The 21018-nt window shown below is 71.8% G+C and carries 18 protein-coding genes; 6 read left to right on the top strand and 12 right to left on the bottom strand.

Features of this window, described 5'->3' with window-relative positions:
* Position 1 precedes the first annotated feature (1 nt).
* Positions 2-3484, top strand: coding sequence for an ATP-binding protein (locus tag DDV73_RS18095; RefSeq protein WP_109508666.1), 3483 nt, complete (start codon positions 2-4; stop codon positions 3482-3484).
* Here the strand turns inward: DDV73_RS18095 and DDV73_RS18100 are convergent.
* The 9 genes from DDV73_RS18100 to DDV73_RS18140 form a co-directional block, all read right to left on the bottom strand.
* Positions 3463-3924: a hypothetical protein gene (locus DDV73_RS18100; RefSeq protein ID WP_109508667.1), complete on the bottom strand. Its 462-nt coding sequence runs from the start codon at positions 3922-3924 to the stop codon at positions 3463-3465. The two genes, DDV73_RS18095 and DDV73_RS18100, sit on opposite strands and share 22 nt — an antisense overlap.
* Entirely contained in the window at positions 3924-5084 is a 1161-nt protein-coding gene (locus DDV73_RS18105; RefSeq protein ID WP_109508668.1) for a MarP family serine protease, read from the bottom strand. Before DDV73_RS18105 ends, DDV73_RS18100 begins: the two co-directional genes overlap by 1 nt.
* Positions 5085-5111: 27 nt before the next feature.
* Complete coding sequence (locus tag DDV73_RS18110) at positions 5112-5774, bottom strand: biliverdin-producing heme oxygenase (RefSeq protein ID WP_240617350.1); 663 nt, start codon at positions 5772-5774, stop codon at positions 5112-5114.
* Positions 5775-5838: 64 nt separating this feature from the next.
* The gene (locus tag DDV73_RS18115; RefSeq protein WP_109508669.1) at positions 5839-7719 is read right to left on the bottom strand and encodes an Ig-like domain-containing protein; all 1881 of its coding nucleotides are present in this window, start codon (positions 7717-7719) and stop codon (positions 5839-5841) included.
* Positions 7716-8978, bottom strand: coding sequence for a hypothetical protein (locus DDV73_RS29510; protein ID WP_109508670.1), 1263 nt, complete (start codon positions 8976-8978; stop codon positions 7716-7718). The genes DDV73_RS18115 and DDV73_RS29510 overlap by 4 nt, the downstream gene beginning before the upstream one ends.
* Position 8979: 1 nt before the next feature.
* Positions 8980-10119: a hypothetical protein gene (locus DDV73_RS18125; protein ID WP_109508671.1), complete on the bottom strand. Its 1140-nt coding sequence runs from the start codon at positions 10117-10119 to the stop codon at positions 8980-8982.
* Positions 10116-10913 carry a heme ABC transporter ATP-binding protein gene (locus DDV73_RS18130; protein WP_109508672.1) on the bottom strand — a complete coding sequence of 266 codons (798 nt, stop codon included), beginning with the start codon at positions 10911-10913 and terminating at the stop codon, positions 10116-10118. Before DDV73_RS18130 ends, DDV73_RS18125 begins: the two co-directional genes overlap by 4 nt.
* Before the next feature lie 8 nt (positions 10914-10921).
* On the bottom strand, positions 10922-12004 hold the full coding sequence (locus DDV73_RS18135) for a FecCD family ABC transporter permease (RefSeq protein ID WP_206050965.1): 1083 nt from the start codon (positions 12002-12004) through the stop codon (positions 10922-10924).
* Between the two features lie 26 nt (positions 12005-12030).
* Positions 12031-13128, bottom strand: coding sequence for a heme/hemin ABC transporter substrate-binding protein (locus DDV73_RS18140; RefSeq protein ID WP_109508674.1), 1098 nt, complete (start codon positions 13126-13128; stop codon positions 12031-12033).
* Positions 13129-13279: 151 nt separating this feature from the next.
* Here DDV73_RS18140 and DDV73_RS18145 point away from each other — a divergent pair, with 151 nt between their 5' ends.
* Complete coding sequence (locus DDV73_RS18145) at positions 13280-13750, top strand: hypothetical protein (protein WP_109508675.1); 471 nt, start codon at positions 13280-13282, stop codon at positions 13748-13750.
* A gap of 33 nt (positions 13751-13783) precedes the next feature.
* Here DDV73_RS18145 and DDV73_RS18150 read toward each other — a convergent pair whose 3' ends face one another.
* Genes DDV73_RS18150 through DDV73_RS18160 form a run of 3 tightly spaced genes read right to left on the bottom strand, consistent with a single transcriptional unit; the run spans position 13784 to position 16869 of the window.
* Positions 13784-14926 carry a 5'-3' exonuclease H3TH domain-containing protein gene (locus tag DDV73_RS18150; protein ID WP_109508958.1) on the bottom strand — a complete coding sequence of 381 codons (1143 nt, stop codon included), beginning with the start codon at positions 14924-14926 and terminating at the stop codon, positions 13784-13786.
* Positions 14927-14953: 27 nt separating this feature from the next.
* Positions 14954-15922, bottom strand: a complete 969-nt coding sequence (locus tag DDV73_RS18155) for an NAD(P)-dependent alcohol dehydrogenase (protein ID WP_109508676.1) — start codon at positions 15920-15922, stop codon at positions 14954-14956.
* Positions 15923-15978: 56 nt separating this feature from the next.
* Complete coding sequence (locus DDV73_RS18160) at positions 15979-16869, bottom strand: LysR family transcriptional regulator (RefSeq protein ID WP_109508677.1); 891 nt, start codon at positions 16867-16869, stop codon at positions 15979-15981.
* A 70-nt stretch (positions 16870-16939) separates the two neighbouring features.
* On the opposite strand from DDV73_RS18160, the gene DDV73_RS18165 reads away from it, so the two are divergent.
* The 4 genes from DDV73_RS18165 to DDV73_RS18180 all read left to right on the top strand — a co-directional run bounded on the left by DDV73_RS18165 (position 16940) and on the right by DDV73_RS18180 (position 20943).
* Positions 16940-18184: a pyridoxal phosphate-dependent aminotransferase gene (locus DDV73_RS18165; RefSeq protein WP_109508959.1), complete on the top strand. Its 1245-nt coding sequence runs from the start codon at positions 16940-16942 to the stop codon at positions 18182-18184.
* A gap of 61 nt (positions 18185-18245) precedes the next feature.
* Complete coding sequence (locus DDV73_RS18170) at positions 18246-18722, top strand: GNAT family N-acetyltransferase (RefSeq protein WP_109508678.1); 477 nt, start codon at positions 18246-18248, stop codon at positions 18720-18722.
* Positions 18723-18775: 53 nt separating this feature from the next.
* Complete coding sequence (locus DDV73_RS18175; RefSeq protein WP_109508679.1) at positions 18776-19372, top strand: TetR/AcrR family transcriptional regulator; 597 nt, start codon at positions 18776-18778, stop codon at positions 19370-19372.
* Positions 19369-20943: an FAD-binding oxidoreductase gene (locus DDV73_RS18180; RefSeq protein ID WP_206050946.1), complete on the top strand. Its 1575-nt coding sequence runs from the start codon at positions 19369-19371 to the stop codon at positions 20941-20943. Before DDV73_RS18175 ends, DDV73_RS18180 begins: the two co-directional genes overlap by 4 nt.
* Positions 20944-21018 lie beyond the last annotated feature (75 nt).

A 21018-nucleotide genomic window follows, 5' to 3' on the forward strand; every position in this document is an offset into this window, starting at 1 on the left:
GATGTCCATCGACGAGGTCGAGAAGGTCGTCGAGGAGCCGGGCGACGGGCTGTTCGAGCAGGCGGTCGTGGCGACCCCGGCCGACGACACCATGCAGTGGCGCGCCGCGCTGCTGCAGCTGGTCAACTGGGGCGGCTTCGGCGGCCTGACCCTGATCCCGCTGCGCGGCGACACGACGATGATCTCCGGCGCCTCGGGCGTCGGGAAGAGCACGATCCTCGACGCCTACACGGCGCTGATGATGCCGTCCGACACGAAGTTCAACGGCGCCTCCAACGACGCTGTCGCGGGCCGGGCGCGCAGCGTCGGTCAGCGCAACCTGCTGTCCTATCTCCGCGGCGCCGTAGACGTCGTGGACGATCCGCGCACCGGCCGGCCGGTGGAGAAGCTACTGCGCGGCAGCGGCACCGACACCTGGGGCGCGGTGGCGATGACCTTCGTCAACGACCAGGGCGGTCGCTTCACGGCACTGCGCACCTACTACGTCCCGCGCCGCGCCACCCGGTCCGGCGAGGTGCAGATGCAGCTCGTCACCCACGAGAGCGCCCTCCCGCTCGACAAGCTCGAGGTCGCCGTACCCGAGCGCTTCCACGCCAACACCCTCAAGAAGCTCTTCCCGGGCATCCGGGTGCACCGCACCTACGCGGAGTTCTCCGCCGTCCTCCACGCCCGGCTCGGCATCGGCGCCAACGGCGACGGGTCGAAGGCTCTTCGGCTGCTGGCCCGGATCCAGGCCGGCAACCAGGTGCGCAGCGTCGACGAGCTCTACAAGGACATGGTTCTCGAGCGCCCGGCGACGTACGCCGCGGCCGACCGTGCCATCGAGCACTTCGACGATCTCGACACGGCGTACTCCGCGATGCGCACCGAGGAGCAGAAGCTCGAGCTGCTCGATCCGATCACCGGCCTCCATGAGCGCAAGGTCTCGGCGGCCGGCCGGCTGGCCGAGCTCGACGCGTACGGCGTGACCCTGCCCGGCGACACTCCGCTGCGGCTGTGGCTGCTCCGCAACCATCGGCGGCTGCTCGAGGCCGCCGTCACCGCCAACCGCGATGCGCGCGCCACGACCGCCGACGACCTCGCCTCGACCACGTCGGCCGAGGGAGGGCTGCTGGGAGACCTCGAGGCGGCGAAGGACGCGCATCGCGCCGCCGGTGGCTCCACCCTCCAGTCGCTGGCGCTCTCCCTGGAGCAGGAGGCGGTGGTCCGGGAGGACCGGCTCGGACGCCGGACGGCCCTCCAGGAACGGCTGCTGCCGCTGAGCGACCCGAGCGCCGCCGACTCGGTGGACCTCGATGACGCGCTGGCGTCGGGCGAGTCGTTCGCGAGCCTCCAGCGGTCGGCGCGCGACTGGCTCGGCAGCCGGGAGGCGAAGGCCGACGGGCTCCGGCAGGAGCGGGACGCTGCGCTGCGCCGTCAGTTCCCACTCAGCGAGCGGCAGAGCGAGCTGCGTCGCGAGCGAGCCTCGCTTGCGGACCGGGCCGGCCGGATGCCGGCGCGCATGCATGAGCTGCGGGCCGAGGTCGCGCAGGCGAGCGGCCTGTCGATCGATGAGCTGCCGTTCGTGGCCGAGCTGATCGACGTCGCGCCCGACGAGAGTCGCTGGCGGACCGCGATCGAGACCGTGCTCGGTGCGTCGGCGCGGACGATGCTGATCCCGCTCGACCGCCTCGACGCGTTCTCGGCGGCGATCGACGGGCTGAGCCTGCGCGGCCGGCTCACCTTCGAGGGCGTCGAGCTGGATCTGCCCGACCACGGTCCGGCCGACCCGGAGCGGATCGCTGGCAAACTGGTCTTCAAGGACTCGCCCTTCTCCGGCTGGGTGCAGGCGCACGTCGAGGAGCCGGCTCGCAACGCGCTGTGCGTGGAAACGGCGGCCGGCCTGGCGGGCGGCGACCTCCGGGTGACCCTGGCCGGCCAGACCCGCAAGGGGCGCCGCGGCACCCACGGCCGCAACGACACCCGCAACGTCATCGGCTTCTCTAACGAGGATGCCATCGCCGAGATCGACGCAGACCTCGCCGCTCTCGACCGGGAGCTGGCCGCGCTCGGGACCGGGGTGACCGACCTTGACCGTCAGGCCGCTGCGCTGGAGCGGTCGCGGACGGCGTACGAAGCGGTGGCCGTGGCCCGCTTCGAGGACATAGACGTGGCGGGCAGCGACCGGCGGATCGCCGAGCTCGAGCGGCGGCGCGCGGAGATCCTGGCCGCGGACAGCCAGCTGCAAGCCCTCGAGACGCAGATCGAGCAGCTCACCGAGCAGCTGGACCAGGCGCGGCGGCGGCGCTTCGGCCTGGAGCAGCGCCAGCGGGAGCTGAACGATGCACATGCCGAGCTGATCGACTCCGAGGACCTGGTGGCGGATCGCCTGGAGGCGATGGAGCTCGCTGGCGCGGCCGCCTTGACCGACGAGCAGGAGGCGTCGCTGTCGGCCGACTTCGCGGCGGCTGCGGCACCGGCCGATCCGGAAGACCTCGACAGGTTCGCCGAGAACTCCCAGCGCCTCGCCCAGCGTCTCCGTACCGCGGTCGCCGACGCCGAGGCCGAGGTGGCGCGTGTCGACGAGGATCTGGCCGGGATCTTCCGGATGTACAAGTTCCAGTGGGACTCGCCGAACCTCGGCGCGACCGCCGACTCCTACCCGGACTACACGCGGATCCTCGACGAGATCCGCGGCAAGGGGCTCGCGGAGCGTCGCTCCGAGTGGCGGCGTCGTCTCACCGAGTGGAGCGGCCAGGACCTGGTGCCCTTGGTCGGGGCGATGGCGGCCTCGATCGAGGAGATCGAGGACCGGCTCGAGCCGATCAACGCGATCCTGCGCCGGCTCGAGTTCGGGGCCTCGCGCGACCGGCTGCGGATCCGGCTCAAGAGGCTGGCGCCGGCACACGTCCAGACCTTCATGCGGGACCTGCGTGCGCTCTCGGCGGGTTCGACGGCCGAGCTGAAGGAGACCGACCTGGAGAAGCGCTTCTCCGAGCTGAGCCGCTTCATGCAGCAGCTGCGCAAGCCGGCCCAGTCCGGCGCCGCGCCGACCGGCACCAGTGATCGGGACCGGCTGCTCGACGTACGCCGTCACGTGGAGCTGAGCGCCGAGCGTTACGACGATCTCACCGGACAGCTGCGAGCCACCTACCGCACGCTCGGGGAGAAGAGCGGCGGTGAGAGCCAGGAGCTGGTCGCCTTCATCGTCGGGTCCGCGCTCAGGTTCCGGCTCGGCGACGAGATGCGTTCGCGGCCGAGGTTCGCGCCGGTCTTCCTCGACGAGGGCTTCGTCAAGGCCGACTCCGAGTTCGCTGGACGAGCCGTCCAGGCCTGGAAGGGCCTCGGCTTCCAGCTGGTCATCGGCGTTCCCTTGGACAAGGTGACCGGTCTGGAACCGCACATGGACGACCTATTGGCGATCACCAAGAACAACACGACGCACCAGTCCTGGATCACCCCGATCACCGACAGTGTCGCCAGTCAGGACCAGAGGTCAGGGTAGTACTTCGGGCAGATGCAGTGCGCCCGGTCCAGCGGTGGGTCGATCACCAGCGCCCGGATCGGAGCCAGCACCGGCTCGACGGCCTCCGCGGCCCGGACGGCGGCCTCGGTGACGTCGTACGGGCTGTCGGCGTCGGAGATCGTCAGCGTCAGTCGGCCGCCGCTGACCCAGGTGTGCACGTCGGCGTCGGCGATCCGGACCCAGCCCGGCTGGGCCACGGTCGGCACGACGCCGATCGCGGTCAGCGCCTCCCGGAGGTCGGCCTCGGTCGGTACGGCGAACGCGGCCGTCAGCTGGTCGCTGTCGTTGGCGTGACCGCCGAAGGCGCGACAGAACCGGAAGACCGCGAGCCGGTTGGCCCACCCGCGCAGCTCGGCCGGTGAGTGCCGCTCGTAGAGGTAGGCCAGCCACCGGGCGTCGGGCACGCCGTCCGCAGCCATCAGTCACACCAGTTGCCGGTGCCGGGCTTCAGCTCCTGGCCCAGGGCGAGCGCGATCGTTACCTGCGTCCTGGTCAGCACGTAACCCGTCTGCCGGTCGGCGCGCGAGGACGCGACCACCAGCCCGAGCACGTGTCCGTCCGGGTCGAACATCGGCCCGCCGGAGTTGCCGGAGCGGATCCGGCCGCGGACCGAGTACGCGTCGTGGGCGTAGCGGCCGTCGCCGTAGATGTCGCTGGACTGCCACTCCCGCCGCTCCCGCACCCGCGCCGGGTCGAACCGCAGCGGACCGTTCTCCGGGAAGCCGACGACCGCGGCGGGGTCGCCCTGCTCGGCGTCGGCGAAGGTGAGCACCCGGCCCCCGATGCCCGGGACGTCGAGGATGGCGATGTCTTGTTCCGGGTCGCAGACGACGACCCGCGCGGTCAGCCGGCCGGACTCGGTCACCACCCGGATGCTGTCGGACTTGCCGACCACGTGCGCCGCGGTCATCAGTCGCTCGGGGCCGACCAGGAAGCCGGTGCCCTGGCTGGAGGTCAGGGCGTTGTCGCGCGCGAAGATCTTCCAGACCGACCTGCTGGCGGCGACCACGTCGGGGTCGTCGACGACGTCCTTCGGCGGTGCCGGTACGTCGACGATGTGCTCGGTGGTGAACAGGTCGACGTACCGTGGGAACCTGGTGTCGTCGCCGAGCTTGACGAAGCGTTCCGCCAGGAAGCTGTTGAACGGCAGCGGTGCTTGGTTGAGCAGGCGCAGCCCCACCGAGCGGTTGGTCGCGGTGGCGACCCCGGGCAGTGCCGAGCCCGCGAGCGCGAAGCCGAGCATCCAGCAGACGCCGAGAGTGGCGACGACCCCGAACACCGCCCCACCCGGGCCGTCGATCCGGCGGTCCGGCTCCCAGCTCAGGCGCTCCCGCACGTGGCTCTCCACCCAGAGCAGCAGCGAGCGGCCGGCCACGGCCAGCGCTAGGACGACCAGCAGCGCGCCCATCGACACCCACACCGACAGATCGACCTCACCGAAGATCAGCGGCACGGCCACGATCCCGGCCGCCACCCCGAGCATCAGGCCGGTGTAGCCCCACGGGGCACGGGCCAGCCCTTCGTGCCAGCCCAGCCAGCCGAACCCGGCGGCCGCGAGCAGGATCAGTACGTCGATCACGCTCGGAGCGTAACCAGTGACACCAGGTCAGCGACGGTAGTCGGACAGCCGCTCGCCGAGCTCGCTGAACAGCGCGTGGTTGAGCCGGAACGCGACCCGGACCTCGTCGACCACCCGCTGCTTCTCGTCGGGCGAGAGCCGCAGTGCGTCGAGCCGGGCCCGGTAGGCGTCCTTGTAGGGCTTCGGCTTGGGGATCGCGGGGAACTCGTAGAAGTCGACGCCGGCGCCGTCGAGCCCGAACTCGCGGGTCAGCATCCGGCCGATCACCTGGCCGCCGGAGAGGTCGCCGAGGTAGCGGGTGTAGTGATGGGCGAGGTACAGCGCGCTGTGACCGCCGGACGTGGCCTCGATCCGGGCGCGGTACGCCGCGGCGGCCGGGCTGTCCAGGTCTGCGGACGCCTCACCGGTCCAGTGGGCGAGATCGGCGTCGATGGCCGCGAGCCGGTCCAGCGCCGGGTCGAGTACGGCGGCGACGGCCGGGTCGCCGGCGAGGCGGCGGCCGGTCTCCTCGAGTGCGGCGTACACCTCCCGCAGCCGGAGCAGGTACGCGGTGTACCCGCGCTCGTTGACCCGGCCGGCCAGTAGCTCGGCCATGAAGCTTGAGGTCTCGGCCTCGGTGTGCTCGGCCTGCGAGCCCTCGCGCATGGCGCGGGACAGCGGGGCGTCGACGGGGGAGTGGAGAACGGTCACGGGGACTCCCTAGGTCTGGGCCGGCGCCCGCCCCGAGAACGGGCACCGGCGGCTCAGTGGTGGTTCAGTGGGTAACGGAGAACGACAACGTGCGTGGGCTCGCGGCGGCGTGGTTGCTGTCGCCGGCGTAGGTGAGGACGACCCGGTAGCGACCCGGCTTCAGCTTCGGCAGGGACACGGTCGCCCTGCCGCCGGACAGCGCGGGCGTGACGTTCTTGAGCACCTTGCCGGCGGCGTTCTTGAGAACGACGCGCACCTTGCCGCGGGGCGCCACCTTGGCCGGCGAGGTCGCCTGCACCTGGAGCTTCCCGGCCTTGGTCGGCGTCGGCTTGGTGAGGAGCTTGCCGGTCAGCGCCGGCTTGGCCTTGGCGACGGTGACCCGGACCGTGGAGGTCGCTGCCTCGGTGGCCGCGTCGCCGCCGTACGTCACGCTCAGGGTGTGCGTGCCGGCGGCGAGCAGCCGGCTGACCGTGACCGTGGCCTTGCCGGCCGTGACGGTGCCGCTGCCGAGCGTGCTGGTGCCCTTCTTGACGGTCACAGTGCCGGTGGCGGTGGTCGCCCCCGCGCCGCTCAGGGTGGCGGTCACCTTGGCCGACGTACCGAAGGTGCCCTTGGTCGCGGTGGCCTTGAGCGTCGGCTGCGCCTTGCTGAAGGTGATCGGCGTGGCGGTCTCGTACGGCGCGTGGACGGCGCCGCTGCCGGCGTAGGTGTAGATGCCGTAGTTGCCGGTGGCGGAGGCCGCGTCGGCGGCTGCCTTGTCGACGGTCAGGGTGGCGGTGAAGGTGCCGTCCGGCTCCAGCTCCACGGCGCCGGCGGCGGGGCCACCGATGGTGCCCATCTGCGCGGCCGGGACCGCCCACTTCTGGGTGACCGCGACCCGGCTGCTCGACGGCGCGCCGGCCGACGGCCGCCAGGTGTCGGCGAACTTGCCGAAGATGACGTACGCGCCGGAGGGCTGGCCGGCCAGCGGCGGCCGGGTGCCGAGCGGTGTTGCCGGGTCGAAGCCGGAGCCCTCGATGGTCACCTGGTGCTGGCCGGTGGGGGACAGGTCGGTGTCGGAGACGGTGACGGTCGGTGTCTCCACCACCGGCTCGATGCCGAGGTCCAAGTCGACCGGCAGCGGCGGCTTGTTGTCCTGCATGCCGCCGCAGCCGGTGGAGTAGAAGTGCGGGCGGACCGAGGCCGGCACCGTGGTCACGAACTCGGCCGGCCAGGAGCCCCACCAGCCGGTGGCGGTCTCGCTGGGCGTGCAGTTGCGGACCTGCTCACTGCCGTCCGGGACCGTGACCTCCACGCCCTGATAGCCCGGCGTCAGCCGGAAGCCGTCGGGGGTCGCCGCGTCCGAGCCGGCGCCGAACGTGAGCAGCGTGAGCCGCCCGAAGTCCTGGGCCGGGATCGGGTTGCCCTCCATGTCCACGCCCTCGCCGAGCGCGAAGTTCATGGTCAGCTCGCCGGAGCCGTCCGCGGCGATGTCCAGCTCCGGGTTGGAGTAGATCTCGTCCGGTGCGCCGAACTGCGGCGGGTAGGCGTTGACGGTGTAGCTGCCGGTCCAGGACAGGTCGGCGGCGCCGGTCTCCGGGTCGGCGGTGCCGGCGCCGGCGGTGAACTTCACCGCGTTCGGCGTCTTCTGGGTGCCGGAGTTGGCGGGCATCGAGGTGACCGGGACCGGGTCGACGGCGTACTCGGTCTGGGTGCCGCCGGAGACCGAGCCGACCAGCTGGGTGACGTTGCCGGTCAGGTCCGAGAAGGTCCACGGCCCGAAGATGCCCTTCTGGGCGTAGCCGCTGAGCCCCCAGGTCAAGGTGGCGTCGTCGGTGGGCGTCACGGCAGCGTGCGCCGCTGCGGTCCCGAGTCCAGTGGTGGTGAGTCCGGTGGTGAGTGCGGTCGTGGCGACAGCGGTGGACACCGCGGCCGACAGCAGCCGCCGCATGGAGGTGGCGGTCATCGTGTTCCTTTCAGGAGCGAGCTGAATGTGGTGAGCGCTGCTGCAGCGAGCAACAGCAGCGAGCCGAGCCACCACTGCCAGCGGTGGTCGGAGTCGGAGGTCCCCGGCTGGGCCGCGGACGAGGTGTGGGCGTAGACGACCGGGGGTGCCTGTTGCGCCGCGATCGTGGTGGCCGGTGGGGTGGTGGTCTCGACGACGCTCGCTGGCGCTCGCTGCTCGACCACCCGGGGTGCGGTCGGCGCCGGCGGCTGTGTCGGTGCCGGAGGCTGGCTCGGCGTTGGCGTCGGGCTCTCCGAAGGTGGCTCCGGGGCCTCGGGCTGGGTCGGGGTGCCGGGGCCGGGCGTCGGGGGCGGTGGCGCGGGTGGGTCGACCGGGTCGCCGGCCGAGTAGCTCACGGTGATCGGCAGCGCGATCTTGTGGGGGTCGGCGGCTCCGCCGGAGGAGTACCAGTACGGCGCGGCGCCGGCCTTGACCATGAAGTCGACGTACGACGTCGGGAACGAGCCCCAGTCCGGCCCGCTGCGGACGTGGTCGGTGCCGCCGTCGGGGGCGTCGTACCGCACGCCTCGGTATACCGGGGTGGCGTTGAAGCCGCCCTCGTCCGGCAGCTCGAGACCGGCCCGTGGGATGTTCGCCAGCGTGGCCTGGGTCGGCGGCAGCGGCACCCACTTGTCTGGGTCGTTCCGGTCGGTCTCGAAGCCGCCGAGCGTGCCCAGCAGCCGGGCCGAGGTCGCCGTCACCACCAGCCGCGGATCGGTCACGGTGAAGTAGGTGTAGCCGGAGTAGTAGAGCACCGTGAACGTGCCCTGCCACCGGATGTCGGCGGTGCCGGCCTCGGGGTCGACGGTGCCGTCACCGCCGCCGATCACCACCTGGTGGCCGCTGTTGCTGCCGCTTCCCGCCGCGCCGAGCGGTGCCCCGTTGGTGTCGGTCTGGGTGCCGGCGTACGTCGCCCGCGCGTAGCTGCCGTCGGCGCGCCGCTTCTCGAGCCACACCTGACCGGCCGTCGCCCGCCAGTCCTCCGGCTTGATCGCGACGCCGCCGCGCCCCGGGTTCGGGATCTCACCGGCCGAGAACAGGTTGTAGGTGCCGGGCGCGAACGCGCGGCTGTTGCTCTCCACGTTGAGGCCCCAGCGGAGCTGGGCGTCGTCGATGGTGAACGAGGCCGGCTCGTCCTCGGCGCTCGCGCCGGCGACCAGGCCGACGGTGACCGCAGCGGTGGCGAGGGCGAAGGCGACGGTGGTGTGTAGGAGCCGCATCTCAGTGACCTCCCAGCAGGGCCGGGCGACGGCGGCTCCGCGCGACCCTGAGTACGGCGGCCACCAGGGCCACCACGAACACCAGGCCGGCCGCGCCGAGGAACAGCGCCGACAGCGGCCAGTCGCGCTCGTCGTCGAACTCGGCGTCGGCCGACGACGTGCTCGCCTCGGTGGTCGCCGCCTGGACCGGGAACCGCTCGAGGACCTTCACGCCAGACGCCGCACCGGTGAGCCGGAGCTCGTGGGTGCCGACCGGCAGGTCGGCCGGGAGCCGGAGGATCCCCGCCACCTCGCCGCTGAGGCCGGCGACCAGCGGTCCGAGGGCGGCGACCCCGTCGTCGAGCACCGCCAGCACCTGCTCGCCCGGCTGGAACCCGGTGCCGGTGAACGCCAGGGCGTGTCCGGCCTTCGCCGTGGTGCGGTCCGTGACCACGGCCGGCTTGCCGCGGCGGGTGGTCGGCGGGCTGCCGGTGGTCGTCCCGGGCGCCGCCTCCTCGGCCGGCTCGCCGGACGGCCGCGTCGGCTCCGCGCCGGGAGCGGGGGTCTCCGAGGGCGTCGGCGCCGGCGGTGCGTCGTACACGTTCCCGAACCGGACCGGGGTGAACGTCTCGTTGCGTGGGTTCTTCACGCCGTGGGCGCCGATCGTGATCACGCCGCAGGTGACCTCGCGGCAGTCGATGTCGCTGACCTTGCCGGCGCGGTCGACGCTGCGGAACACCGGGCCGGGCACGGTCAGGTCGACCGAGAAACCGCCGCTCGCCGACATCACCGCGTTCGCCTCGGCGGCGGTGGAGCTGCCTGGAAACGCGACAAAGCGGAGGTAGCCCTGGTTGTTGGCGCTCTCGGAGTCGGGCAGGTAGCGGTAGTCCTTGCCGGTGACGCCACCCCGGGACGGCTTCCACGAGTCGCCGGCCGGGTCGTCGACCCACCCGAACATCACGTAGACGCCGCCGAAGCCGCCGCGGACCGCCTGGAAGCCACTTCCGGAGATGGTCAGCGGGGTCCGGTACTTGCCGTCGGCCTGCGCCGTACCGCGGTCGTTGATGACACCGATGCGAGGGTCGGCGGCGTCGGCCGTCGGTGCGATCAGCAGCTGACCGGCGAGCGCGACGGCGGCCGCCGACAGGACAAGGCTCTTCACAGGAGGCTCCTCTGGGCGTGCCGGTCCGGCAGCACCAACAGGTCGCCCTGTCCATCCGCGCCGGGCCGGGTGATCACGGAGATCGGGTGGTCGTAGACCTCGGACAGCAGCTCCGGTCGCAGCACCGCGCTGGGTGGCCCGTCGCTGACCACCCGGCCCTGGTGCAGGAGCACGATCCGGTCCGACCAGGCGGCGGCGAGGTTGAGGTCGTGGAGTACGGCGACGGCCGCGGCGCCCTCCCGGACCCGGGATCGCACGCTGTCGAGCAGCGTCTCTTGGTGCCGCAGGTCGAGTGAGGCGGTCGGCTCGTCGAGGAGCAGTACGCCGGTCTGCTGGGCCAGCACCCGCGCGTACGACGTCCGCCCCTTCTCGCCGCCCGACATCGAGCCGAAGGCGCGGTCCGCGAGGTGGGTCACCTCGGCGGTGTGCATCGCTGCGGCGACCTCGAGCTCGTCGAGGTCCTCCTCGGGCCGGCCGCGCCAGGGCGCCCGGCCCATCGTGACGACCTCGCGGGCCGAGAACGGGAAGGCGATCCGCTGCTCCTGGGTGAGCATCGCGCGCTCGCGGGCCAGCGCCCGCAGCCTCCATTCGGCGACGGGCCGGCCGAGGATCTCGACGGTGCCCGAGGTCGGCTCCTGGTCGCCGGAGAGCATCGCGAGGAGGGTCGACTTGCCGGCCCCGTTCGGCCCGACCAGCGCGACCAGCTCGCCCCGGTCGACGCGCAGGTCGACGCCGGCCAGCACCTCGGCGGCGCCGTACCGGACCACGACGTTGCTTGCGGTGAGGACGCTCATGCCCGCCGTCATGCCCAGCCTCCCGCGGTCCGGCGCGCCCGGCGCAGCAGCCAGAAGAAGAACGGGCCGCCGACCAGTGAGGTGAGCATCCCGAGCGGGAGGTCGGCGTAGGCGACGAGCGTGCGGGCGACCAGGTCGGCCACGGCCAGGACCAGACCGCCGGCCAGGCAGGAGCCGACGAGAAGCATCAGATGGCTCGGGCCGGTCACCATCCGGACCAGGTGCGGCACCACCAGGCCGACGAACGCCACGATCCCGCAGAAGCTGACGGCCGCGGCGGTGAGCAGCGCGACCACGACGATCAGCACGATCCGCAGCCGCTCCACGTGTACGCCGAGGTGCCGGGCCGAGCGCTCGCCGAGGGCGAGGAGGTCGAGGCTGCCGGCGGCGAGGAACGCGACCAGGATGCCGGCCGCCGCGATCGGCGCCACCACCCAGACGTACTGCCAGCGGCTGCCGCCGAGGCTGCCGAGCTGCCAGAAGACGATCTGCTCGCGGGCCTGGGTGTCGCCGAGGAACATCAGCAGCGCGAGCACGGCGCCGGCCACCGCGTTGACCGCGATCCCGGTCAGCACCAGCGTGACCACCTCGGTGCGGCCGTCCGAGCGGGACAGCAGGTAGACCAGCAGGGTTGTGGCCAGACCGCCGACGAAGGCGCAGGCCGCGATCGTCCACGCGCCGGCAAAGCCGAGGCCGAAGACGATCGCGGCCGCGGCCGCGGCGGCCGCGCCCGATGAGACGCCGACGACGCCCGGCTCGGCGAGCGGGTTGCCGAACACGCCCTGCATCAGCGCGCCGGCCACCGCCAGCGTCGCGCCGACCAGCAGCGCCATCGCGATCCTGGGGAAGCGGACCGTCCAGAGCGTCGCGTCGCCGCGCGGGTGGCTGGGCATCGGACCGAGGTCCAGGTGCAGCCGGTGCAGGATCGAGCCGGCCACCTCGTCCGGCGCGATCCGGAGCTGGCCGGACCCTGCCGAGACCAGCACCACCGCGACCAGGGCCACGACCAGGCCGGTGAGGAACAGCGTGGCCCGGGTGCGCCGTACCGCCGGCGGCGCGGGAGTACGGCGGCCGCGGTTGGCGGTCGACACCTTGGAGACCGGTGAGGCCGTCGCGGTCACAGCGCCTCCGGCGCGTAGAGCGCCACCGCGAGTGCATTGAGTACGCCGGGAGTCCGGGGCCCGAAGCTGAGGATCTGGCTGTCGCTCATCGCGACCACGCGCTCGTTCTCGCCGGCAGGGGTCTGCGCCAGCGCCGGGAACCGCTCGACCAGGCCCTCCACGCCGCCGACCGACTCCAGGCCCTTGCTCATCATCAGGATTACGTCGGGCTGGGCGGAGATCAGCGCCTCGTCGTTGACCGGCCTCATCCCCTTCCAGCCGATCTCCTTGCTGACGTCGTACCCGCCGACCGCGTCGATCAGGGTGTCCGCGCCGGAGCCCTGGCCGAACATGTAGTAGACGCCGGCCTGGCCACGGAGGTAGAGGAAGACCGTGCGCAGCCGGCCGGTCAGCTGCTCGGGCACGGCGTCCGCAATGGCCGTCTGCACCTCGGTGGTCTCGTCCTCGATCCGCTGGCCGAGCCGCTTGCCCTCGTCGGGCAGGCCGAGCGCGTCGCCGACCTCGCGGGTGAGCGAGGACAGGTTGTCGAGGGTGCGCTCGGAGTCCATGACCACGACCGGGATGCCGACATCGCGCAGCTGGAGGATCACGTCCCACGGGCCGAGTGAGGTGTCGGTCAGCACCACCGTCGGGTCGAGTTCGAGGATCGCCTCGGCATTGAGCTCATGGCCGTTCTGGGTGACCAGCGGCCGGTCCTCGATCTCTTTGAACGACGACGACACGTCCCGGCCGACGACGTTTTCGCCCAGGCCGAGCTCGAACACGGTCCGGGCCAGCGTGCCGTAGATGTCGAGCGCCAGGATCCGGCTGGTGTCCATCACCGTGACCGTGGTGCCCTGCGCGTCCTTCACCGTGGCCGGCAGCTGCGGCGCCGGGTCGTCGGCGATCGGCTCGACGGGCTCGTCGGGCAGCTCGATGTCGATCACACCCTGGTGCGCGCGGACGTCGTCGGCCGGCTGCACGTCGGCGATGTGAGGGACCGAGGTGGAGGGCCCGGAGTCGTCGCCGTGGTTGGGGGAGTCGATCAGCGGGCCGCAGGCGGACAGCAGCAGCGCGAACAACGGGACCAGGACGCTCGAGGCGGCGCGATGCATGGCAGGGAGGTCGCTCTTCGTTGGCCGCCCGGATGGCGACGGGGGCTCAGGCTATCGCAAATAAGGTAAGGCTTACCTAATTTCTTGCCTGGCCTGTCTTCAGTTGCGCGTGGCAAAGTGGGCTGAACGTCGGTCTCCGAGAGGACGGATCATGGGCGAGCCCGCGAAGTTGGACGCCGCTGCCAAGCAGCGGATCAAGGATGCGCTGGTGGCGCATGTCGCGGCTCACCTCGGCGCGGCCGGTGAGACGGCCGCTTACGAGCGCGCCGCGGCGCAGCTGGACCAGGCGGCGTCGCACTCGGTCGACGACCTCTCGCAGTCCGACGAGGAGGGCGAGCTGTCGGGCCTGATCGCGGCGGCCGGCGAGCGGCAGCAGGCGAATCTGGCTGCCATCCGCGACCTTGACTTCGGGCCTAAGGACGTCGTGGAGCCCGGAGCGGTCATCGCCTTCGGTGGCGACCACTACGTGGTCGGCGCGGTCGCCGACGCCTTCGAGTGCGACGGGGTCACCTACGAAGGCGTCTCGGCCGACTCGCCGGTGTACGCCGCCAGCGCGGGCCTGCTTGCGGGCGAGACCTTCACCGTCAACGGGCGCGAGCACCGTCTCGACCTGGTCACCTAGTCCTTGTCCGCTGTCGAACGGCTGCAGCGTCAGTCACCAGAGATGGTCCGCGCCATCCTCAACACCCGGCTCTCGGTCCTGTTCACGGAGCGAATGCTGATCATGCTCGGCCTCGACCCGACTGAGGCCGCCCGCCTGGTCGCCCTGGACCTGCCCACCGCTCCGCAGCCCACCTGACGCGGAGGCGGGATTGGTGCTGAGCACCCGGATCGCCAGGTCTGTGGTGGCCTGGACGTTGAGGAAGCCGACGACCCGGGTCACCCGGTCGAGGTCGAGGGGGAGCAGTCCGGGGCTGCCCGGGACGTCGGGAGTGAGGCCGAGGTCGAGGTCGTCGCGGCCCGACATGATCCGGACGTTGAAGTCGTAGCGCTCGCGGGCACCCGGCGCGGACAGTCGGCGCACGATGGTGGCGCCGGTACGACGGCCGCCGGTCTCCTCGGCCCAGCTGTCGAGGGCGGCGACCACGGCCCGTCCGTCGTTGTGGTCGATGTCGGCCCAGACCGTGTCCATCGAGCCGGCCTGCTCGAGCAGCACCGCCGCGGACTTCTCCCCGATTCCCGAGACGCCGGGCAGGTTGTCGCTGGCGTCGCCGCGGAGGGCGGCGTACTCGAGGTAGCGGTCGGCGGAGACGCCGTACATCAGCCGTAGCTTGGTCGGGTTCAGCAGCGGTGAGCCGTTGATGCCGCCGTCGATCAGGCGCAGCACCTGCGTGTGCTCGCTGATGTGGGCGAAGGCGTCCCGGTCGGAGGTGATGATCACGCAGTTCCAGCCGTTGCGCTCGGCCCAGGTCGCGCCGGATGCGTTGACGTCGTCGGCCTCAAGACCCGGGGGAGTGAGGGTCGCGAGGCCGAGGGCGTCGAGCAGGCCGCCGGCCCGCTCGAGCTGGTCGACAAGCTCGGGATGCTTCTCGGCCCGTCCGGCCTTGTAGTCCGGGTAGAAGTCGCGGCGGACCGATGCCGTGCGGTCGTCGAGCCCGAAGATCACCGCGTCCGGTGCGAAGCCGTCGATCGACTCGATGATCTGCCGGAGCATGCCGTGCAGCGCCCACGCCGGCCGTCCGGAGCGGTCGGTGATGCGGGTGTAGGCCCGCGCGTGGTGGTTGCGATGGAGCAACGAAGGCGCGTCGACGACTAGCAGCAGCTTGCGAGGGCGGTCGTACGGCTCAGATGTCGGCATGGCGATCGGCGCCATCGTAGGCCGAACTCAGAGGACGATGGCGACCTTGCCGCGTACCTGTCCGGACTCGAGGTAGCGCATCGCCTCCGGGACCTGGTCGAGTGGATAGGTGCGGTCGACGCTGGGGATGACCTTGCCGGCCTCGAGGAGCGGGGCGAGGAGCTCCAGGTCGCTCGCGCGCTCCTTGCTGACGAGCATGGTCAGCCGCTGACGCACGAAGAGCGAGAGCAGCGGCGCCCGAAGTGACTGGCCGAACCCGCCCGTCACCTTGCCGCCGTCCTCGCCGCCGACGATGACGAGCGTCCCGGTCGGCGTGAGCGCCCGGCGCAGCCGGGGGAGCGACGGGTTGCCGCCGATGTCGAGGATGAGGTCGTAGGTGTTGGTGCCGTCGGCGAAGTCCTCGCGGGTGTAGTCGATGACGTGACTGGCGCCCAGGGCGCGGACCAGGTCGAGCTTCGGCGTGCTGCACACGCCGGTGACCTCGGCGTCGAACGCCTTGGCGAGCTGTACGGCGAAGCTGCCGACTCCACCGGATGCGCCGATGATCAGGACCCGCTGACCTGCCACGACGCGGCCGGCATCGGTCAGGGCCTGCAGCGCCGTGCCCCCAGAGATCGGGACGACGGCGGCTTGGTCGAATGTGAGGCTGGCCGGCTTGCGGGCCACCTTGTCCTCCCGCGCGGCGGCGTACTCGGCGAAGGACCCGCGGGAGATGCCGTATACCTCGTCGCCCTCGGAGAATCTGGTGACCGAGGCCCCGACCGCCGTGACGGTGCCGGCGACGTCGAGGCCGGGTACCGGGTTCCTCGGGCCGCGGAACCCGAATGCAAGTCGCATCAGGTACGGCAGGCCGGCCATCAGGTGCCAGGTCCCGCGGTCCAGGCCGGCTGCACGCACCTTGATGAGCACTTCGTCTTCCGCGATCGCGGGCCGGTCGACCTCGCCGAGGCGCAGGACATCGGCCGACCCGTACTTGTCCTGGACGATGGCGCGCATCAGGTGACCCTCCCGCGGTCGACCATACGCACCCGGACGCTCGTGGTTCAGCGGAATCAGCGCTTGGCTCGCAGGCTCCGGCGCAGATCAGCGGCGACCTCGCGGACCGACGGCGCAACAGCCCGTGCGTCGCGCACCGCCAGGCACACCGCACGTGCGGCGTTCAACCTCGTGTGCGGTGTCTCGGCGCGGCTGGCCAGCACGGAAGCGGGGAGTACGCCGTTTCCCAGCCCCGCCTCGACCAGCTCGGCGATCGTCGCCAGGCCCTCGAGCTCCCAGCGCGCCCGGGGTACGGCGCCGGCCGAGGCGAGCAGCGCGTCGCCGTACTCACGCGACGGGTGTCCGGCGGGCGGGCACAGCCACGGGTGCCCGGCGACGATCTCGGGCAGCCGCGCGCGCAGGCTGGATCGCCCGGTCGCGGCCGGGCCGGCGAGCACCAGACGCTCGTCCACGAGGCGGTGGACGGTCACGCCGGGCCAGGCGGCCTGCTCGTTGCCTGGCCAGAGGTCGATGACGGCAAGGTCCAGCCGTCCCTGGGCCACCAGATCGCCGGCTGGTCCCGACTCCACCTGGTGCAGAGCGACCCGTAGGTCCGGGAAGCGGCTTGAGGCGGCCGCAATCCCACGTGCGGTCCGGCCGGCGAGGGTGGGGACCGACCCGACCGTGACCGCACCACCGACCTCACCGGAGGCGGCCTTCACCTCCGACTCGACGTACTGCGCCTGCGCCAGGAGGCCGAGTGCGTGCTCGGCGAGGACGACTCCGGCACCGGTCAGCCGGGCGCTCCGCGGGCCGCGTTCCAGCAGAGCGGCTCCGACCTCGCGCTCAAGTGTCGCCAGCTGCTGGGAGACCGCGGACGGCGTGAAGCCCGCCTCGTCGGCCACAGCGGCGATGCTGCCGAGCCGGGCGAAACGCGCCAGCAGGTCGACCCGATCCAGACTGAGCATAAGCAGACCTTAGTCCCGGGATCAGATTTTCGCGCTTTACCTGATGCTCGACACCGTCGATGATGGACGTGTGACAGTCTCCGCCACCCTCGCCATCAACCAAGAGATCGCCCGCCGCCGAGCCGCCGGCCACGACACCATCCCGCTCGGCTTCGGCGAGGCGAGCATTCCGATCCACCCGGAGCTCACTCGCCGCCTTGGCGTGTACGCCGAGCTCGGCGGCTACGGCCCGGTCGCGGGCATACCCGCCCTCCTCGACGCCGCAGCCGGCTACTGGTCCCGGCGCGGGGTGCCGACCCGCGCCGACCAGGTGGTGGCCGGTCCCGGCTCCAAGCCGCTGCTGTACGCCGTCCTCCAGGCGCTGGGCGGCCCGGTCGCGCTGCCCCGGCCCAGCTGGGTCAGCTACGCCGCCCAGAACGCGCTGCTCAACCAGGAGTCCGTGCTGATCGACACCTTGCCCGGGCAGGGCGGGGTGCCGGACCCGAGGGCTCTCGAGGTCGAGGCCGTCCGTCGCCGGCGAGCCGGGGCCCCGCTCAGCTGCGTCCTGGTCACCATGCCCGACAACCCGACCGGGACGGTCGCCGCGCCCGCCGTCGTACGAGAGCTGTGCGCCGTGGCCCAGCGCCAGGACCTCATGGTCATCTCCGACGAGATCTACCTCGACCTGGTGCACGATGCCGCGACCTCGGTGCTGACCCCGTCCGAGCTGGTCCCGGACCTGACGATCACCACGACCGGCCTGAGCAAGAGCCTGGCCCTCGGCGGCTGGCGGATCGGGGTGGCCCGCTTCCCGGACACCGACCGCGGCGCACTCCTGCAGCAGGCCGTCACCACCGCGGCCAGCGAGATCTGGTCGACGCCGGCGCATCCGGTGCAGGCGGTCGCGGCCTGGGCGTTCACCGAACCCGTCGAGCTTCGGGACCACCTTGCCCACAGCCGGCGCCTCCACGGGGCAGTGGCCTGGGCCGCGGCTGAGGTGTTCCGGGCCGCCGGCGCCTCTGTGCCGCAGCCCGCGGCGGGCTTCTACCTCTACCCGGACTTCACCGGATCCCGGGCCCAGCTGGCGAGGCTCGGGATCCGTACCAGCGGCGACCTGGCCGCCCATCTGCTCGACAAGCTGGGGATCGCGACCCTGCCCGGCTCGGCGTTCGGCGACGTACCGGAGCGGCTCACGCTCCGCATCGCCACGCCGATGCTCTACGGACCGGACGAGACCCGGCGCTGGCAGGCCCTTCGCGCGGAGGACCCGACCGCTCTTCCCTGGCTGGCCGAGTCACTTGCCACGGTCGGAAAGGCCGTTTCTGGGATGCTGTGAGCGTGGCAGGCGGATCCGTGGTGGGCCGACTCGTCCGGACGCCTGCGGATAGCCTCGACGGGTGGACTCACTAGAGGTCGGGGAGCGTCGGCTGACGATCGACCGCGCGACGGAGTCCGACGTGCCGGAGCTGGTTGCGCTGCTGGCGGACGACGTCCTCGGCGCCGGCCGGGAGGTGTCCGAGCTGGAGCCGTATCTCGCGGCCTTCCGGGACATCGACAGCGACCCGCACCAGTACCTGGCCGCGGTGCGGGACGTTGACGGCAGCCTCGTCGGCACGATGCAGCTGACGCTCATTCCTGGGCTGGCACGTGGCGGCGCCAAGAGGCTTCAGATCGAGGCGGTGCGTCTCGCCTCGAGTGTGCGGGGGACGGGACTCGGCACCGCGCTGTTCGCATGGGCTCACGACTATGGCCGCCAGCATGGCGCATCCCTCGCCCAGCTGACCTCGGACAAGACGCGCGTCGACGCCCTCCGCTTCTACGAGCAGCTCGGCTACCAGGCCAGCCACGAAGGCTTCAAGCGCCACCTCTGTTGACTTCGGAGTAAGTTACCGAGAATTCAATAAGGGCGGTAGGGTCTCTGCCGTGACTGTCACCACCGCCCGGCGCATGCAGCGCCGATCGTGAACGCCAGCTTCTTGACGTAGCCGCCGCAGAGTTCGGTGCCCGTGGCTACGCCCATGCCTCCATGGACCGGATCGCCGAAGAGGCCGGGGTCACCAAGCCGCTTCTCTACAACTACTTCGGGTCCAAGGACGGTCTGGCCGTAGCGTGCGTCGACCACGCGGGGGCGCGGCTGGTGGAGGCTGTCGCGGCCGCGCAGACCGGGCCCGCTCTCGGTCGGGTCACGCAGACGCTGACCGCGATCTTCCGGATCCTCGAGGGCAGCCGGTTCGACTGGGCGGTCCTGTACGACGCCACCCTGCGGCCCGGCACCGAGCCTTGGGAGCGTGCCCGCAAGCATCGGCGGGCGCTCGCTCGCCTCAGAGCCGACGGTGTGCGCGAGGTGGTGCCGGCCGGCGACCGGCTCGACGCGGACCTCGCCACCCACCTGTGGTTCAGCGGCGTGTCGGCCGCCGTCGCCTGGTGGCTCGACCATCCCAGGGAGTCCGCTGACGCCATGGAACGGCGGCTCTCCCGGATCGCGGCGGCCCTGGTCGAGGCGCTGGCCGAGGAGGCGTTGTGAGCAGGTCCTGGTGGGGCTGGGGAGACGAGGAGGCGCAGCTCGGAGCGGCGGAGGTCGCGACGCTCACCGAGCGGGTGAACATGCTCCTGCCCGACCATGACCTCACCGATCACCAGCCGCCACGCCCGGCCGACCTGGTGCTGCCCGAACCGCGGATCGACGCTCCGGCTGCCCTCGCCGAGCTCTGTTCGACCACGCCTGCGGACCGCCTGGGCCATGCCCGTGGCAAGGCCTTCCGTGACGTCGTACGCAACCTGCTCGGGGACGTCGGCCACCTGCCTGACCTCGTCGTCCGTCCGCGTTCGGAGCGGGACATCGTCGATGTCCTGGACTGGTGCAGCGGTGCCGGCATCGCGGTGCTGCCGTACGGCGGCGGCAGCTCGGTTGTCGGCGGAGTGGAACCACGCTTCGACGGGCCGTCGATCAGCCTCGACCTCGAGCGCCTCGACCAGGTGCTGGAGATCGACGCCACGAGCCGCGCGGCGCGGGTGCAGGCGGGCGTCTACGGCCCGGCGCTCGAGGACCAGCTGCGACCGCACAGCCTGACCCTGCGGCACTTCCCGCAGTCCTTCGAGTTCTCCACCCTCGGAGGCTGGCTCGCCACCCGCGCAGGCGGCCACTACGCCACGCTCTATACCCACATCGACGACCTGACGGAGTCGATGCGGGTGGTCACTCCTCAGGGGATCAGCGAGTCACGTCGCCTGCCGGGGTCCGGAGCCGGACCGTCGCCGGACCGGTTGTTCCTCGGCTCGGAGGGCACGCTCGGTGTGATCACGGAGGCTTGGATGCGCCTCCAGGACCGGCCTCGCTGGCAGACGACGGTCTCGGTCTCGTTCGCGACGTACGACGAAGCCGTCGAGGCGACGCGGGCCATCGCCCAGTCGGGGCTGTACCCCACGAACTGTCGGCTACTGGATCCGGGGGAGGCCCTGGTCAGCGCCGGCGTCGCCACCGGCGGACTCCTCATCATCGCCTTCGAGTCCGCCGACCATCCGGTCGAGGCGTGGATCGCCAGGGCTACCGAGATCGCGCTCGGCCACGGCGGCACGGTCGAGGCGACCCGGGACCGAGGGGAGCAGGACGGCGACTCCGCGGGCACCTGGAAGTCGAACTTCCTGCGCATGCCCTACCAGCGTGACGCACTCGCACGCCGGAGCATGGTGGTCGAGACGTTCGAGACGGCGTGCACCTGGGACCGGTTCTCCGCCTACGACGCGGCCATCCGAACCGCGGCCCAGGGCGCCCTGGATGAGATCTGCGGAGGCGGACTGATCACCTGCCGCTTCACCCACGTGTACCCGGACGGGCCGGCGCCGTACTACGGGATCTACGCCCCGGGTCGCTGGGGCAGCACGCTCTCCCAGTGGGACGAGATCAAGGCCGCCGTCTCGGAGGCGATCGCGACCAACGGCGGCACCATCACCCATCACCACGCCGTCGGCCGCGATCACCGCCCGTGGTACGACCGCCAGCGACCCGATCCGTTCGCGATTGCTCTCACCGCAGCCAAGCGAGCGCTGGACCCGGCCGGCGTCCTCAACCCCGGCGTACTGATCGACCTGGACTGACCCCTCGGTCTACGCCGTACGTCGCCAGGGTTCGCCGAGTCGGAGGTTATCCACAGCCAAGCGAAGCGGCCTTGT

It is taken from the genome of Nocardioides speluncae, assembly GCF_003121585.1.
GTDB lineage: Bacteria > Actinomycetota > Actinomycetes > Propionibacteriales > Nocardioidaceae > Nocardioides > Nocardioides speluncae.